Annotated in this window: 15 protein-coding genes; 7 read left to right on the top strand and 8 right to left on the bottom strand. The window is 40.5% G+C overall.

The genetic code is table 11. The features are described from left to right. The first annotated feature begins 139 nt into the window (after positions 1-139). From EHQ59_RS01780 to EHQ59_RS01790, 3 genes are read left to right on the top strand one after another with little or no spacing between them, the layout of a single operon-like run. Positions 140-1510 (top strand): hemolysin family protein, encoded by a 1371-nt coding sequence (locus EHQ59_RS01780; RefSeq protein ID WP_135617434.1) that lies wholly within the window; start codon positions 140-142, stop codon positions 1508-1510. Then, positions 1511-2041 carry a phosphopantothenoylcysteine decarboxylase gene (locus tag EHQ59_RS01785; protein WP_135617435.1) on the top strand — a complete coding sequence of 177 codons (531 nt, stop codon included), beginning with the start codon at positions 1511-1513 and terminating at the stop codon, positions 2039-2041. After that, the gene (locus tag EHQ59_RS01790; RefSeq protein ID WP_135617436.1) at positions 2038-2715 is read left to right on the top strand and encodes a phosphopantothenoylcysteine decarboxylase domain-containing protein; all 678 of its coding nucleotides are present in this window, start codon (positions 2038-2040) and stop codon (positions 2713-2715) included. The genes EHQ59_RS01785 and EHQ59_RS01790 overlap by 4 nt, the downstream gene beginning before the upstream one ends. Here EHQ59_RS01790 and EHQ59_RS01795 read toward each other — a convergent pair. Both EHQ59_RS01795 and EHQ59_RS01800 read right to left on the bottom strand, forming a co-directional pair. After that, entirely contained in the window at positions 2701-3057 is a 357-nt protein-coding gene (locus EHQ59_RS01795) for a DMT family protein (RefSeq protein ID WP_135617437.1), read from the bottom strand. The genes EHQ59_RS01790 and EHQ59_RS01795 overlap by 15 nt on opposite strands. Before the next feature lie 96 nt (positions 3058-3153). Then, on the bottom strand, positions 3154-3909 hold the full coding sequence (locus EHQ59_RS01800; protein WP_135617438.1) for an SIR2 family NAD-dependent protein deacylase: 756 nt from the start codon (positions 3907-3909) through the stop codon (positions 3154-3156). 74 nt (positions 3910-3983) lie between these two features. Here EHQ59_RS01800 and EHQ59_RS01805 point away from each other — a divergent pair, with 74 nt between their 5' ends. Continuing rightward, entirely contained in the window at positions 3984-5141 is a 1158-nt protein-coding gene (locus tag EHQ59_RS01805; RefSeq protein WP_135617588.1) for an aminotransferase class I/II-fold pyridoxal phosphate-dependent enzyme, read from the top strand. A gap of 41 nt (positions 5142-5182) precedes the next feature. Here the strand turns inward: EHQ59_RS01805 and EHQ59_RS01810 are convergent, their stop codons facing one another. The 5 genes from EHQ59_RS01810 to EHQ59_RS01830 all read right to left on the bottom strand — a co-directional run bounded on the left by EHQ59_RS01810 (position 5183) and on the right by EHQ59_RS01830 (position 9781). Next, positions 5183-5821 (bottom strand): cytochrome c-type biogenesis protein CcmH, encoded by a 639-nt coding sequence (locus tag EHQ59_RS01810; protein ID WP_135617439.1) that lies wholly within the window; start codon positions 5819-5821, stop codon positions 5183-5185. Then, entirely contained in the window at positions 5818-8025 is a 2208-nt protein-coding gene (locus EHQ59_RS01815; protein WP_135617440.1) for a heme lyase CcmF/NrfE family subunit, read from the bottom strand. The genes EHQ59_RS01810 and EHQ59_RS01815 overlap by 4 nt, the downstream gene beginning before the upstream one ends. Then, the gene (locus EHQ59_RS01820) at positions 8022-8414 is read right to left on the bottom strand and encodes a cytochrome c maturation protein CcmE domain-containing protein (protein WP_135617441.1); all 393 of its coding nucleotides are present in this window, start codon (positions 8412-8414) and stop codon (positions 8022-8024) included. The genes EHQ59_RS01815 and EHQ59_RS01820 overlap by 4 nt, the downstream gene beginning before the upstream one ends. A gap of 102 nt (positions 8415-8516) precedes the next feature. Beyond that, positions 8517-9293 (bottom strand): YdcF family protein, encoded by a 777-nt coding sequence (locus tag EHQ59_RS01825; protein WP_135617442.1) that lies wholly within the window; start codon positions 9291-9293, stop codon positions 8517-8519. Positions 9294-9322: 29 nt separating this feature from the next. After that, positions 9323-9781 (bottom strand): hypothetical protein, encoded by a 459-nt coding sequence (locus EHQ59_RS01830; RefSeq protein WP_244245328.1) that lies wholly within the window; start codon positions 9779-9781, stop codon positions 9323-9325. A gap of 30 nt (positions 9782-9811) precedes the next feature. On the opposite strand from EHQ59_RS01830, the gene EHQ59_RS01835 reads away from it, so the two are divergent. The 3 genes from EHQ59_RS01835 to EHQ59_RS01845 are packed head-to-tail and all read left to right on the top strand — an operon-like array spanning position 9812 to position 13947. Beyond that, on the top strand, positions 9812-10849 hold the full coding sequence (locus tag EHQ59_RS01835) for an MBL fold metallo-hydrolase (RefSeq protein WP_244245329.1): 1038 nt from the start codon (positions 9812-9814) through the stop codon (positions 10847-10849). A gap of 46 nt (positions 10850-10895) precedes the next feature. Further along, a complete protein-coding gene (locus EHQ59_RS01840; RefSeq protein ID WP_135617443.1) occupies positions 10896-12371 on the top strand; it encodes a sodium:proton antiporter in 1476 nt (491 codons plus the stop codon). Positions 12372-12414: 43 nt separating this feature from the next. Beyond that, positions 12415-13947, top strand: coding sequence for an aromatic amino acid ammonia-lyase (locus tag EHQ59_RS01845; RefSeq protein WP_135617444.1), 1533 nt, complete (start codon positions 12415-12417; stop codon positions 13945-13947). Here EHQ59_RS01845 and EHQ59_RS01850 read toward each other — a convergent pair. Continuing rightward, on the bottom strand, positions 13913-14896 hold the full coding sequence (locus EHQ59_RS01850; protein WP_135617445.1) for a DUF368 domain-containing protein: 984 nt from the start codon (positions 14894-14896) through the stop codon (positions 13913-13915). The genes EHQ59_RS01845 and EHQ59_RS01850 overlap by 35 nt on opposite strands. Positions 14897-14921: the final 25 nt, after the last annotated feature.

A 14921-nucleotide genomic window follows, 5' to 3' on the forward strand; every position in this document is an offset into this window, starting at 1 on the left:
CTAGAGATTTCTTCGGTGATTTCCTGGAAATTTCACTCAAATTGTAGGCGACACTAGAGGATCGGTCCAAAATACTTAATTCTGTTCCTCACTATACAATGGACCCTGATTTTAAAACTTTAGTGGTGTTCGAGTTTCTATGGAAATAATCGGCATCTTTCTCATCTTCCTCCTTGTCTTTGTCAATGGTTTCTTCGTCGCTGCTGAGTTTGCGATGGTATCAATTCGACCCTCACGTCTCGAGGAGCTTGTCAAAGAAAACCGGGCCATGTCCCATATCACTAAAAAAGCGGTCTCCAAAATCGATGATATGTTATCGGTTTGCCAAGTGGGGATTACGATTGCGAGTTTACTCCTTGGTTGGATTGGTGAAGCTTTATTTGCAAGTGTTGTCACTGGTTTTCTTCGCATGTTCCAAATTGAATTGGATCTTGTTACCATTCACAGTATTTCTATTGGAGTATCCTTTACACTCATCACTCTCCTTCATGTCATCTTAGGAGAATTAGTTCCCAAAACACTGGCGATCCAAAATACAGAAGCGATTGCGCTCGGTGTTTCGGCTCCCATGTGGCTCTTCTATTATTTGTTTTTTCCAGTAACGTTTATCATGAACCGATTGGCTGGTGGCATTCTCACTTTGTTCCGTTTGCAACGAACAGGTGATAAATATGTTCACTCTGCGGAAGAACTCATGATCATCATTGAGGAACAAAGAAAACAAGGTCGGATTGACAATGCAGAAATGCAACTCATCCAAAAGACTTTTGATTTTTCGGAACATACAGCCAAAGATGTAATGACACATCGTCTTTCTATCATTGGGATTGCGCAAGAATCAACGATTGATAAATTACTTCCCCTCATTGCCGAACATAGTTTTTCAAGATACCCTGTGTACAACCAAACCTTAGATAATATTGTAGGGATTGTTCACGTCCAAAAATACTTAAAATGGCAAGCGGCTCATCTTTCTGCCAAAGGCAAAAAAGAAAAAATCACCGTTATCATGGAAAAGGATTTTGTAAAGGTTCCTGAATCCATGTCCATCGAACGAGTCATGACAAAACTCCGTGAGAAAAAACAACACATGGCCATCGTCATAGATGAGTATGGTGGAGTTTCCGGCTTACTTACGTTAGAAGATATTATCGAAGAATTTTTTGGTGAAATCCGGGATGAAACAGACACTGACGAAGTGGACGTCACATCCAAAAATAAAAAAACCAAAACCATCACACTAGATGGAGAAACGGAACTCTCTAGCCTAACAGATATTTTGGAAGGGGAAGAACCTTCTGATATGGAAGAGGTGCGCACCATTGCCGGTTACTTTATGGAAAAAAATGAAGATATGCCTAAAGAAGGTAGCATCGTTCAAATCAAAAAAGGTAGCCTCAAAGTGAAAAAAATGGAAGGAAATAAAATCATTTCCATCCTCTTCACTCCGAAACTAGAAGAAGACCATGATTCCGAAATGGAACGGGAATTGTCCTACGAGGATCGGTAAATGAAAGAAATCATCATCGCAGTTTCGGGTTCCATCGCATCATACAAAGCTTGTGATTTGGTAAGGGGACTTACCAAAAACGGATACCCTGTGCGCGTGATCATGACAGCGAACGCCACCAAGTTTGTGGGCAAAATTACCTTTGAAGCACTTACCAGTAAACCTGTTCGGATTGATGAATTTGATACGGGTATGGCTCATATCGAAATCAAAAACATGGCCTCCGTTTTTGCTGTGGTTCCCGCTTCCGCCAATATCATTGGAAAGATGGCCAATGGAATCGCAGATGATTTGGTGACTTCTACTTACCTTGCCCTCACCTCACCAGTGCTCGTTGCTCCTTCCATGAATCCTGGGATGTATTTACACCCTGCTGTCCAAAGGAATTTAAAAACATTAGAAGCTGATGGTGTACACATTGTATCTCCAGACAAAGGCATTGTGGTTTGTGGTGATGAAGGGTATGGCAAACTGGCAACAGTTGAAACTATCATGGAACAAATCATCGAACTTCACAAAAAGAATTCATGAATTTAAAATTCAAACGTGTTGTCATTACGTCAGGTCCTACAAGAGAGTGGATTGATCCCGTTCGTTATATCTCCAATGCTTCTTCTGGGAAAATGGGATATGAGATTGCGAAGTATTTTTTACAATACCAAGTGGATGTGATTTACATCCATGGAAACACATTAGAACGTTATGCGAATGTGGAAGGCGCCAAACAAAACTTAGAAGTCGAAACAACGATGCAATTGCGAGATGCCGTTTTGTCTCAAATGTTGGATGATACCTTACTCGTGATGGCTGCTGCCCCGGCGGACTTTCGTCCGATTATGACGGCCGAACACAAAATCAAAAAAGAAAGAACCTCTGAAGGAAGTAAGGGATTATTACTCGAATTAGAAGAAAATCCAGATGTCTTAAGACAAGTGGATGAGTACATCAAAGAAAACCAAATCAAAAATTCGATCCGTGTTGGGTTTGCAGCTGAAACAAATGATTTAGAAAAACATGCCAGAGAAAAACTCGTTCGCAAAGGGTTACATTATATCGTTGGGAATGTTGTGGGTCATGGAAAAGGATTTGGAGAAGTGGAATCCATCTTACGCATCTTTGGACCAAGTGGACTTGTGAAAGAGATTGGGCCTTTGCCAAAAGAGGAATTAGCAAAGTCCCTCGTTCAATTTTTAGTGACTGTTTGAATTGTTCCCAAACCCAAACGCAAAATAACCTGCTAGTAATATCAATCCAAAACTCACAATGTAGTTCCATTTGATTTTTTCACCCAGAAACAAGGTGGCAAATAGAATGAAAACAAAGATTGTGATGATCTCTTGGATGATTTTTAATTGGAACCCTTCATATTTATAAACCGTATACCCAATACGATTGGCGGGAACCATTAACACATATTCAAAAAAAGCAATGCCCCAAGAAAACAAAATCACATAAAACATCTGGTTTGATTTTGCATATTTCAAATGGCCATACCAAGCAAAGGTCATAAAAATATTGGATAAGATGAGTAAAACAACTGTTAACATATTTGAAAATTCCGTTTGTTCCTTTGGTTTGAGTTAAAATTGGGTGTCATTTTGTTTCAGATCAATATTTGTTTATTCTCTTGATCTTCGACTCATTCACTTCAGTGATTCGTTTGGGAATACTTCGTTCCAGATTTTGGGTAACACTTCTCCCGATTTTCCACCAAAGTGGTGTTTCATGGAAGGCGTGAGACTCGTTGATTCTGGATTGATTTCAATCCCTATGGCACCATTCCGAATGGCGGTGAGTGCCAATTGAGCGGGAACCGAAACATTCGCACTGGTTCCAATGACAAAGACCACTTGTGATTGTTTGCAAACTTCCCAACTTTTTGTGAGCAGTGATTGGTCATACTCTTCTCCAAACCAAACAATGTCTGGCCGAAGTAGGGATTCACATTGTTTGCAAAATTTGAGTCCCTCTGTCTCCAAACCATCCTCTTCCAGATGATATTTTGCTGAACAATTGATGCAACGGACTCGGAAGATATTTCCATGGAGTTCTATGATAGATTTACTTCCTGAACGTGGGTGAAGCCCGTCCACATTTTGTGTGATGAGAAATACTCCGTTCGATTTATTTTGCCATTTTGCAATTGTTATGTGACCGAGATTGGGTTTGGCATTTTTGCAAATCCCTCGCCGCCAATCATACCATTCCCAGACAAGTTCTGGATTTTTTTGGAAGGCACTTGGTGTGGCCAAATCCTCAGCTCGGAAATTTTTCCAAAGTCCACCTTCCCCACGAAAGGTTGGAATTCCACTTTCGCTAGAGATTCCAGCTCCAGTGAGAAATACAATCCTCTCTGCATTTCGAATGGTTTCTAAAGTTTCCTTGGGGAGTAGGTCCATTTCTTTGGTTCATTCTAACAAATTCTTAGAAAATTTAAATCGGAAAATATTTTAGGCCAGGAAATCTGGTGAATGTGAACCGTCATTGGGAAGAAATTCAAAGAAAACTGGAGTCCATCAAGGAAAAACAATTATTCCGCGAAACAAAAACCTACCAAGGAATTGATTTTTGTTCCAATGATTATTTGGGTCTTGCCACTAACCCTCGTATGTTGGAATACTACCGGTCTTTAACAAACCTATATCCCTTTGGTTCCACAGCTTCTAGGCTTGTTCGGGGAAATTATGATTCCATGGATTTGTTTGAAAGAAAATTTGCCAGTTTTGTGGAAGGAGAGGCGGCACTTCTAGTCTCCAATGGATTTGTCGCAAATTTTGGCTTAATCGATTCCATAACCGCCCCCGATTGTTATGTGTTTACGGATAGGTTGAACCATGCATCCATTTTGGATGGAATTCGAATCTCTGGGGCCAAAAAAAAATACTTCAATCACTTAGACTTGGAACATCTGCAATCTCTTCTCGACAAAACAAATGCCGAAGATCCAAACCAAAAACAAAAACGCATCGTTGTCACCGAATCCCTATTTAGCATGGATGGAGATAACCCCGATTTTAAAAAACTCATAACCTTAAAAAAACAATATGGTTTTGTCCTCGTGGTGGATGAAGCCCATGCCTTAGGTGTCTATGGCGAAGAGGGAAAAGGAATCTTGTTTCGTGATCTGCCAAAGGAAGACATCCAGTTGGTTGATTACCGAGTGTATACCTTAGGAAAGTCATTTGGACTCGAAGGAGGAATCATCGTCACAAAACAAATGGGTAGAGACCATTTAGTTAATGTCATGCGGCCGTTTATTTTTTCCACAGCACCACTTCCCATCATTTCCCAATTGGCAACGTTTGCCTTGGATCTACTTCGTTCGATGGATTCTGAGAGAAAGATTTTAGAAGAATTGGCTTCAGAGTTAAAAGAATCTTTACGTTCGTTTGGTTTTTCGATCACAAGTACTGCTTCTCATATCATACCTTTACTCCTTAGCTCTGAAGCGGAAGCAATGGCTTATGCAAAATCATTACAAGAAATGGGGCTGGATGTGCGCGCCATCCGACCACCAACGGTTCCGTCGCCCAGGTTAAGGATTAGTTTGAATGCGAAGCTTTCGAAAAAAGAGATTCAAAGATTGGTATTAGCACTCGTTCAAATTAGAAACGAGTGGGATCATGTTTAAAGATTTATCCTTTGAAATCTATCACTTTGATAAGAAATCCCTTATGACTCTTCGAATTTGCGAATTTTTTCTTTGATGGATTCTGTTGTGGAAGTGGAAGGGGTTTTGGCGTTTGTTTGGGAGACAGCGGATTTTTCTCTCGACCGTTTGGTTCCATATCGATAGATTCCGAATAATCCAAGAACACCTAGTCCGAGTAAGGTGGCGTTAATCCAAGTGTCATCAGGTTTTGCTAAAATTTTAGGTCCAAATCCGTATACGATGGAATCTATCATTCCTTGGTTTCCATTTTCTTGGAACATAAGTATGATTGGGTCTTGTAAAACAGAAGTGCCAAATCCATTTTCCATCTTAGAGATGATTTCCTCTTCTCCCATCCCTTCTTTGATTCGATTTTCAATAAAGGTTTTGATGTAACTGGACGCGGCACACATATTGAAGGAACAGGATTGGATGGGAAGGCTTGGCAAACAGATACAACGAATTTTTTCTGTGACCTTCAAGAAGGTTTGCACTTGGCTTTCTTCTTTGAGGTTGGTGGTGGTTTTTTGAGAGAACAAGGCAATTGGAGACAAACAACAGAATACAAGAAGGGCAACAAATGAAATTTTTTTTGAATCTATTTGGAATCTCAAAAATCTTGGAATAGAAAGAAAATGGAGTTGGTTTAGTTGCTTCATGCCACATTTCCTTTGGTTTGTTTTGTTCGTTCCCCAATCGGTAATAAGAGAAAGATCCCCGTCATAAAATACAAGAGAGAACCAACCCAAATCAATTTCACAAGAGGGTTAATCCACACTTCTAAGTTCGCCACAATTTGGCGTGGGAAGTTTAGGAAAAGTTTGAGTTTATCCGTTTCACTTCCTGGTGTGAAATAATACTGCATAAACATCAGTGGTAGGTCAGGGTTTTCGGATTTTAGATCCGAAGTTTCTATGGCACCAAGTTGGATGTAAAAATCTTCCTTCGCCATGGAATGGATGGCAGGTTCACTGGTTGGAATATGAGTTTCAAAATCCCCTGTTAGGTGAGAGATCTGAGGGTAAAACCTTCTTTCCGTATCTAGGGATGCAATTTTTTCCAAACCACGATAAATGCCGTAATTTGCTTCTTGGGAAACAATCACATTTTGAATGTTAGGTTCTCCGCCAAGCCCTGAAATGAGGACGGGTTTGAGTTTTAAAGTATTTGCTTCTATTTGGTATCCACCTATCATCGCTTTGTCGATCGATTGGTAGACGATTTCTTCCGAAGTTGGTGGTTGGAGTTCATAAAAGAAACGCACCGAAGTATTGATCTTAAATGCATTTCCTGCATATCCGATAAATATAAGAACAAGAGAGAAGTGAACTAAATACCCACCATACCTTCTTTTGTTTTTGAGAAGTAAGTTTACTCCAGCTCGTAACAAAGATTCATCTTTGTGTTCATCACGTCTAGCTTTGATTCCTCGGTAGTATTCTTGGATGATCCCAGCAATGGTAAACACTCCAATCCCCACGGTGAGAACGGAATACACCTCTGCCAATACATCACCGTATTTGGTATCGGGTTTGGTGAAGTTTTGAGAATAAAAGAGAATGTACAATCCACCACCTAAGATTCCAAAGAGGAATGGTTTTAACAGTGTGGATAAAAAGACTGCTCCAGCACCTTTTCTCCAAGCAAGTAAGGGTGCCGAACCCATGAGTAATAATAAAAAGATCCCAGCAGGTACACCCCAAGAATTGAACCAAGGTGCTTTGAATTCCTTTCCATAAAGAAGGGGAGAAAAAACACCTAACAAGATTGCTGCGGTCGATAACACCAAAAGGAAGTTGTTGAGTAAAAAACTTCCTTCTTTGGATGTGATGGCTTCTAGGTTTCGTTCTGGAGTTAGATTTTTTCTTCGGTAGATCACAAAACCAGTGAAAAAAAGAAAACTCGCGATGATATAAACGATAAATGGTGTTCCAATTGTTGATTTTGAAAAACTATGAGGCCCTTCGAGAACACCTGAACGAGTGATCCATGTTCCGAGCAGACTAAAGTGGAAGGCAAGGATCACAAGTAACATATTCCAAAACTTCAACATACCCCGTCGTTCTTGGATGACAACGGAATGGACAAAGGCACTTGTGAGTAACCATGGCATAAGGGACGCATTTTCAACAGGATCCCAAGCCCAATACCCACCCCAACCTAACTCTTCATAGGCCCATTTGGATCCGAGTAAAATTCCTGTACCGAGAAAAAACCAAGAAAACAAAGTCCATTTACGAATGAACTTCATCCAATCTTCTGAAAGTTGACCTGAGACTAGAGCCGACATGGCAATTGCAAATGGAATGGAGATACTCACATAACCAATGTAAAGGATGGGAGGGTGGATGATCATTGCCCAATGTTGTAAAAGGGGATTGAGTCCACGTCCTGCCGCTGCTTCTGGAACAAATTCACGAAAGGGTTGTGCGTCTCCATAAAACACAGCAAGGAAACTAAAAAAACCAGATAAAACTGCAAGGATGAGGTTCATCACAGGGATTCTGTCTTCGATGGACTTACGAGTTTGCCATAACACGATAAAGGTAAAGACATTTAAAATCAAATTCCAAAACAGTAAACTTCCTGAAGACCCAGACCAAATCGAAGTCATTTTATAAAATAATGGAAGGTGTTCGCTGGAATGCATGACCACATAATAGTTGCTATAGTCAGATCGAACGAGTTGTGTGAGTAAAACAATAAACGTTAAGATGATGACAAAAGGATTTGTCATGAGTGCCAATCGGCCAAGTTCTACTGCTTTTCTTTCTTTCGAAATGATCCCGTAGATAGTTTGGAAGGCAGAGAAAAGTAAAATGGCAAGGGAGGCTGAAAGTAAGATGGTTCCTAAGTTATTCATTTTTCCTCAGCATACCCTGCTTCGTATTTGGAAGCACATTTTGCTTCTACGTGGCTTGCGACAAGGACTCCCTTATCCAATTTTCCATCCACACGAGCCCTTGCTCCTTCTTTGAAAGCATCAGGCAAAAGAGTTTCTCCTGTAAAAAATACAGGGATGATTTGATCGTTCAGTTCCAAATCAAATTTGGCTTTTTTTCCTTCTCGGACCAAACTGCCCACTCGCACAAACCCTCTCACTCTTAAGTTTTGTTCCGAATACTTTGTAGGATTGGCAGCAAGTTCGGAAGCATCGAGGAGTAGGTAAGATGTTTCTTGGGAAGAAAAATAAGCAATTCCTCCGAGGGAGATTGCAATGAGGAATAAAAGGGTTAAAAACTTACGATTCATAGTCCATTCTTTAGACGAAATCACGTCTTTCCTCAAACCTCTCCGACTCATGGTTTCGGTCAAACAAAAAGGTCTTTGGAATTTTGTCGTAAAATTGCGGTTTTAGAGGTAGGATTTGGCACGGTACACCCAATACCCAACCCATTCCTTTATAGCAAACGTAGTCGTATCGAGATATCCTGCCGACGGTAAATACAATTCAAAGGCACCAGAATCCATTTGAAAGGAGCGATAGTCTGTTGGAAACGGGATCACTTCCAAGTTTTGTTTTCGAAAACAACCGACGGATCGTTTCATATGGAAGGCAGACGTAACCAGAATATAGGATTGGAAGTTTTTTTCTTCGATGATTTTTTTTGTTTCTACCGCATTTTCATATGTGTTCCTGGAATTGTTTTCTAAAATGATGTCTGATTCTTTGACACCAAGATCGATTAACAACGATTTGGCTAAATTCGCTTCCCGGTATTCATCGGATAATAACAAACCAGATCCACCAGTAAACAGGATTTTTTTGACCTTTCCTGCTCGATACAAACGAATGGCGTCTGTGATGCGATCTGCTGAATCGGAGAGCTCTGGCCTTGCTTTGACTGAGGAGATGGTTTGGATCATCCCACCAAGAACAATGGCAACTTCAGCTTTTGGAACCTCTTCTAATGACACAGGAGGGTAGTCTTTTTCTAATCCAGTCACAAGTGCATTTGCTACATAGGAACTAGAGGATAGATATAAAAAGAGACAAATGAGGAAAAAGAGAAACTTCGTTTTCCCTTGTTTGATGCGAAACAAAAGATAAATACAAAATAAAAAAAATACAGGTAAAGGGTAGAGAAAAATGGTAAGAACTTTGGAGAAAATAAAAAAGAGAGAATCCATAAAGAAAGGATTCAGAAATCCATTGTTTTTTACCAGTCCAAATCGGGGCCAAGCACTCCGATTCCACTTCCCCAATATTGAGATGGGTGAGGGTAACGAACGGAGATTCCCAAAGGGGAACGAGAAAACTTCCAGTCACGTGCAATTTGTTTTCGTTTGTTCATTGTTTCTTCCGGAATATTTGGTTCCGTAGCAACTAAAAACTGTTTGGTGAGTTCCACCCATTCTTTGATAGCAGCTGGGTTTTGTTTTTTTAAATCCTGGATGAGGATTCGAAGTTCAAATTCCGCATCTTCCCGTAAGTCCCTCGCGATTTCTGAAATCTCCGCATTGGAACCAAATACAGTTTCGTTTCCTTCTGTACGATCCACAGCATCTCTCCATTTGGCATAGGCGATGAATAGATGTTTGGTTTCTTCGAAACGGTACATGACAAAGAATGAGTATGGTGCCAGTTTTGGAAAAGGCAATCGAAAAATCTTTGCCATCAATTGGGGACTCGATTCCGTCTAAACTTTGTGAAATTCAAATGGTCCGCCGCATTCATTTTGATTCTATTATTGGCTTTTGCCCTTTTGGCAGATTCCCAAACACGAAAACCTCACCATACAGAGTCTGGATTCCAAAACCCAAATCCTAGTTTTCAAAAAAAAGGATTTTGGAATGTACTCGTTTGGCAATGGGACAGGTTTTTTTTACCGTACAGTTTAGACGCTAAATCCTATCCTACATTCCCTGTGTTAAAAAATGATGGGAAACAATTACAATCCAATCTCTCCCAACTTTCAGTGACTTGGGTTGGGCATGCCACCACACTTGTGCAAATTGATGGGATCAACATTCTGACCGATCCTATATGGAGTGAGAGGTGTTCTCCTCTTAGTTTTGTTGGTCCCAAACGATATACACCACCTGGCATCTCCATTTCAGACTTACCTAAAATTGATGTGATCCTTTTATCTCATAATCATTATGACCACACGGATCTTCCCACTTTAAAACGATTAGAAGAAAAATTCCATCCATTGGTTCTCACTGGTCTCGGTAACAGGAAACTCTTGTTAGATGAAGGATTACAAAATGTAAAAGAAATGGATTGGTGGGAGGAATGGAAACTTGGTTCCTTACAATTCACATTCACACCGACACAACATTTCAGTGGCCGTGGTCTCTTGGATCGGGATGAAACCTTATGGGGGAGTTTTGTCATTTCCGGGAAACAGGAAACCGTTTACTTTGCGGGAGATACTGGTTATTACTCACATTTTCAAGAAATCGCGAGCCGTTTCCCGAAGATTGATGTTGCCATTTTACCCATTGGAGCAACAGAACCACGTTGGCTTATGGAACCTGTGCATGTGGATCCCAAGGAAGCGGTTCGGTCTTTTTCGGATCTGAAAGCGAAATTCCTCGTGCCCATGCATTATATGACCTTTGTTTTATCGGATGAACCACTGGATTCTCCTGTGCCCCGCACAAAAGAAGCGATGAAGGAATCGGGAATCTCCGAATCTGCCCTCGTTCCTTTAAAAATTGGAGAATCACGCTTTTTTTAGTTCCATGTGATTTCTCTTTCGGGTATGCTGTCCTAAAAAAAATAGGATGGTGAGCACGTTGAAGAAGCTTCTCACATTGATGGTTTTCCTGGTATGTTTGTCTGTGACAACTGCAGGGTTATTTGCCGAAGAACCAACTCCGGTTCCAACGGAGACAACAACACAAGAGGAAACAGGACATTCCTCGCATGGGGAATCAGTTCACGAAGAACTCCCGTATTGGACAGTATTACCTTTTGTGGCAATTTTACTTTCCATTGCCATTTTGCCTGTTGCCTCTCACAAAACAGCCCATTGGTGGGAAGACAATAACAACAAACTCATTTTAGCAGTGGGTCTTGGAGCCATCTCCTTTGTTGTTTTGATTGTTTATGGGTATAGCCATAATATCGTTCATACTGTTTTCTTTGATTACATTCCTTTTATCATTTTGCTAGGTTCTTTGTTTTATATCTCCGGTGGGATTGTGATTAAAGGGGATATCAAAGCGACTCCTTTGAATAACACCTTGTATTTGTTAATTGGAGCAAGTCTTGCTTCCTTTATTGGAACAACGGGAGCATCAATGTTACTCATTCGCCCTTTGTTAAAAACAAATAGCGAAAGAAAACATGTTGTCCATACGGTTGTGTTTTTTATCTTTCTTGTTTCCAATATTGGTGGTTCCTTAACTCCACTCGGGGATCCTCCTTTGTTTTTAGGTTACCTCAAAGGAGTTCCATTCACTTGGACGTTTAAGTTATTGCCTGAGATGTTACTCGCACTTGCGATTTTACTTACAGTGTATTTTATTTGGGATACAATGGCTTATAAAAAAGAAACGAAAAAGGATTTGGCTCGTGATACAAAACTAGCAACACCTTTTTCCATTAGCGGCCAAGTAAACTTCATTTGGCTACTCGGTGTGATTTTGGCAGTTGCTTTTTTAAACAGTAACTACATCCCTCAAATCAACGAAACACCAACACTTGGATTCATCCGAGAAGCAGTGCTCATTGCACTCATTGGTCTTTCCATGTTTACTTCTAAAGAAGAACATAGAAAGTTTAATAACTTTACGTTACATCCCATCCAAGAAGTGGCTTACCTCTTCATTGGAATTTTCATCACCATGATTCCTGCTCTTGTATTACTCGAAGCACATGGGAAAGAACTTGGGATTACAGAAAGATGGCAGTTTTATTGGGCAACTGGAGTGTTCTCCTCGGTTCTCGATAATGCACCGACGTATTTAACGTTTGGATCTCTTGCTTCAGGACTCCTGACACCAGCAGGAGCTGCTCCACTGACTCTTGGCCAATTCATTGGAAACGTCCAAGCAGAAGAGATCTTAAAAGCAATTTCAGTAGGTGCCGTGTTTATGGGTGCGAATACTTATATCGGTAACGCTCCTAACTTTATGGTGAAGTCAGTTGCTGAAGAAAACAAAGTGAAGATGCCTTCGTTTGGTGGGTATTTAGCATATTCAATGGGAATTTTAGTTCCTGTTTTTATCCTAATTACGTTTATTTTCTTCGTCTAAGTTTTCAGAATGCCGGGGATCCATCCCCGGTTTTTCATCTTTCATGACTCTGCACTTATCCCAATTATATTCATTATCCCGCTCCGGTTCCTTTTCCCATTTACCAAGTCGTAAGTCTTCACTCAAGAAAGAACGGGAAGATCTAGAATCCATACTTTTGCATTCCAAGGACAAATTAATTTATGGAATCCATACTGGGTTTGGTCCACATGCGTTTACTTCCAATGAAGAACTAGACCTCATCCAAAAATCTTTGATTTACCATTTGACCGTAGAGCCAGTGTTATCTGGTGATGGCACACCCCATTCTCATTTGTCACACGAAGAAGCAAGGGTAGTCCTTGCGGCAAGGTTATTTAGTTTGTCCCTTGGTGGGTCTGGAATTCGGTATGAAACCTTAGAGGTATTAAACCAACTTTTGGAGTTGGATTGTATCCCTGTCATTCCGGAAAGGGGTTCTCTTTCGGCATCTGGGGATCTCATCCCTCTCAGTTACATTCCCTTGGCCCTTCTTGGTGAGTCAGGTTTTACCGGAAAAGGAAAGGACTTAGGTCCCTCAAAACATAATGGGAAAAATTCAAAAATTCCGGGTCTTCCTTGGACTCCGAAACCAAAAGAAGCCATTTCTTTAACCAATGGAACGAGTTTCACCACAGCCCTACTTGGTTACCAAGTGATGGAATTCCAAAACTTGTTTTTACACTCGGTTGAACTTTTACAATATCTGTTCCGTTACCATTCGGTTTTCCCTGATGCCTTCCATCCGGCTTACCATGAACACAAACAATTTTCTGGGCCAAAACGTATTGCAAGGTTCCTCCATCCCATCGTTTCCAAAAATCCCAAAGAAAAAGTGGAAGGAAAACGTATCCAGGATATTTATTCCGTTCGTTGTATCCCACAAATTTTAGGATCCATTTGGGATGAAATGGAATCCATTGGAAGTATCATAGAACAAGAGTTAAATTCTTTATCTGATAATCCTGTTCTGATCCCCTCGAATGAATTAAATGGTTCCGCCGATACTTCTTTTCGTTTTGCCGAAGGTGGTGGGTTTTATGCATCACAAGTGAGTTTTGCAGCTGACAGATTACAAAATGTGATGGCAGTTTGGTGCACTTGGGTCGACCGTTTTTTAAATTATTTGTTTGAACCGAAAGAAAATGATGAGTTTCCTTTGATGTTGTCGGCAAAACCAGGAACCTTTGCTGGTTTATCGGGGCTCGGACTTATGTCGACTCACCTAACGGCAGAGGTGCGAAGGGATAGTATGCCAGGATCCATGCAGTCCATTCCTACCAATGGCAATAACCAAGACATTGTACCGATGGGAGCTATCTCTGTTTTACGAAATCGCAGAACAGTAGTTAGTGCGACTAAACTACTTTCTATTTTCGGATATGCGGTGTACCAATCCTCATTATTTGCCAAACGAAAGGATTTAGTTCCACAATATGAATTGTTTCAAGGACTTAAGACAATGGAAGTGGATAGAAGTCTGGACTTTGAAATCCAGACTTTAATGGATCGAGTGCGTAATTCTACTTCTTCTCTTGTAACGACTCCAATCGATTGAGTCCCATTCCTAAGACCAAACCAAACACAAGTGCCGCAAGTGGAATCTGTGCTTCGCCAAAATCTTTGGGAAGGATGTTTTTTGCTGTGGCAATTTGGATGTCACGTTTCACTTCCCCCGATCGACCTACAACCGCTTGTCCATTGGCATAATCCTTAAATGGCCAAAGGATAAAAAAGGAACCAAGGATGAGTCCCAGTAAAAACGTCATGGTATGAGATTTGTATTTAACAAATAACCATTTGACGATATGGGTAAAAATCAAAAGGCCAAGAAGGCATCCAATTCCAAACGCTGCTAGAAATACAATGGAACTTGGTTCTAAGATGGTAGAAAGTTTTCCAATGACAATTTGGTATTCACCTAACACAAGCATGATGTAAGAACCAGAAATTCCTGGTAAAATCATGGCAGAGATGGCAATCACACCTGTGACGAATGCAAAAATCGGATTTTCCGAACCAGTATTTTCTCCCATAAAAAAACTAGGAACAATGGTTAATAGAATTCCTGGAAGTAAACAGAGCCAAGCAACGATACTATGTTTTTCGATGAGTTTGTAGGGAACAACGAGGGATGGAATGATAAGACCAATGAAAAGGGCAAGAGTCGCTTCTGGATGGTTTTGTAATAAGTATTGGATGACTTTGGCACCAGAGATCACGGAAAGTAAAAGTCCAATTCCAAGAAATACCAAAAACCAAAAATCAATTCGTTTCATCTCCAAAGCAAATCGACTTCGAACTTCTTCTTTCCAAAAGCCAACAAGTAAGGAAAGGGAAACTTTGATGGTATCTAAGTTGAGGGAAGTGATGGCTGTGATGAGTCTGTCATATAGACCTAAGATAAGAGCAAAGGTTCCGCCTGAAACACCAGGGATTAGGTTTGCAATTCCGATGAGAAATCCATTCAGAATGCAAAAGAGAATTTCTTTTTTAGTAAGAGGCATAACGGAAAGATTGGATTGGGATTCA

The sequence above is a fragment of the Leptospira kemamanensis genome (assembly GCF_004769665.1).
In the GTDB taxonomy this organism is placed as follows: Bacteria; Spirochaetota; Leptospiria; order Leptospirales; family Leptospiraceae; genus Leptospira_A; species Leptospira_A kemamanensis.

What these genes read in the sequence shown, in the direction of transcription:
- EHQ59_RS01780 (WP_135617434.1), top strand. Translation starts at nt 140, where the DNA reads ATGGAAATAATCGGCATCTTTCTCATCTTCCTCCTTGTCTTTGTCAAT.
- EHQ59_RS01785 (WP_135617435.1), top strand. Translation starts at nt 1,511, where the DNA reads ATGAAAGAAATCATCATCGCAGTTTCGGGTTCCATCGCATCATACAAA.
- EHQ59_RS01790 (WP_135617436.1), top strand. Translation starts at nt 2,038, where the DNA reads ATGAATTTAAAATTCAAACGTGTTGTCATTACGTCAGGTCCTACAAGA.
- EHQ59_RS01795 (WP_135617437.1), bottom strand. Translation starts at nt 3,057, where the DNA reads ATGTTAACAGTTGTTTTACTCATCTTATCCAATATTTTTATGACCTTT.
- EHQ59_RS01800 (WP_135617438.1), bottom strand. Translation starts at nt 3,909, where the DNA reads ATGGACCTACTCCCCAAGGAAACTTTAGAAACCATTCGAAATGCAGAG.
- EHQ59_RS01810 (WP_135617439.1), bottom strand. Translation starts at nt 5,821, where the DNA reads ATGAAGCAACTAAACCAACTCCATTTTCTTTCTATTCCAAGATTTTTG.
- EHQ59_RS01815 (WP_135617440.1), bottom strand. Translation starts at nt 8,025, where the DNA reads ATGAATAACTTAGGAACCATCTTACTTTCAGCCTCCCTTGCCATTTTA.
- EHQ59_RS01820 (WP_135617441.1), bottom strand. Translation starts at nt 8,414, where the DNA reads ATGAATCGTAAGTTTTTAACCCTTTTATTCCTCATTGCAATCTCCCTC.
- EHQ59_RS01825 (WP_135617442.1), bottom strand. Translation starts at nt 9,293, where the DNA reads ATGGATTCTCTCTTTTTTATTTTCTCCAAAGTTCTTACCATTTTTCTC.
- EHQ59_RS01830 (WP_244245328.1), bottom strand. Translation starts at nt 9,781, where the DNA reads ATGGCAAAGATTTTTCGATTGCCTTTTCCAAAACTGGCACCATACTCA.
- EHQ59_RS01840 (WP_135617443.1), top strand. Translation starts at nt 10,896, where the DNA reads ATGGTGAGCACGTTGAAGAAGCTTCTCACATTGATGGTTTTCCTGGTA.
- EHQ59_RS01845 (WP_135617444.1), top strand. Translation starts at nt 12,415, where the DNA reads ATGACTCTGCACTTATCCCAATTATATTCATTATCCCGCTCCGGTTCC.
- EHQ59_RS01850 (WP_135617445.1), bottom strand. Translation starts at nt 14,896, where the DNA reads ATGCCTCTTACTAAAAAAGAAATTCTCTTTTGCATTCTGAATGGATTT.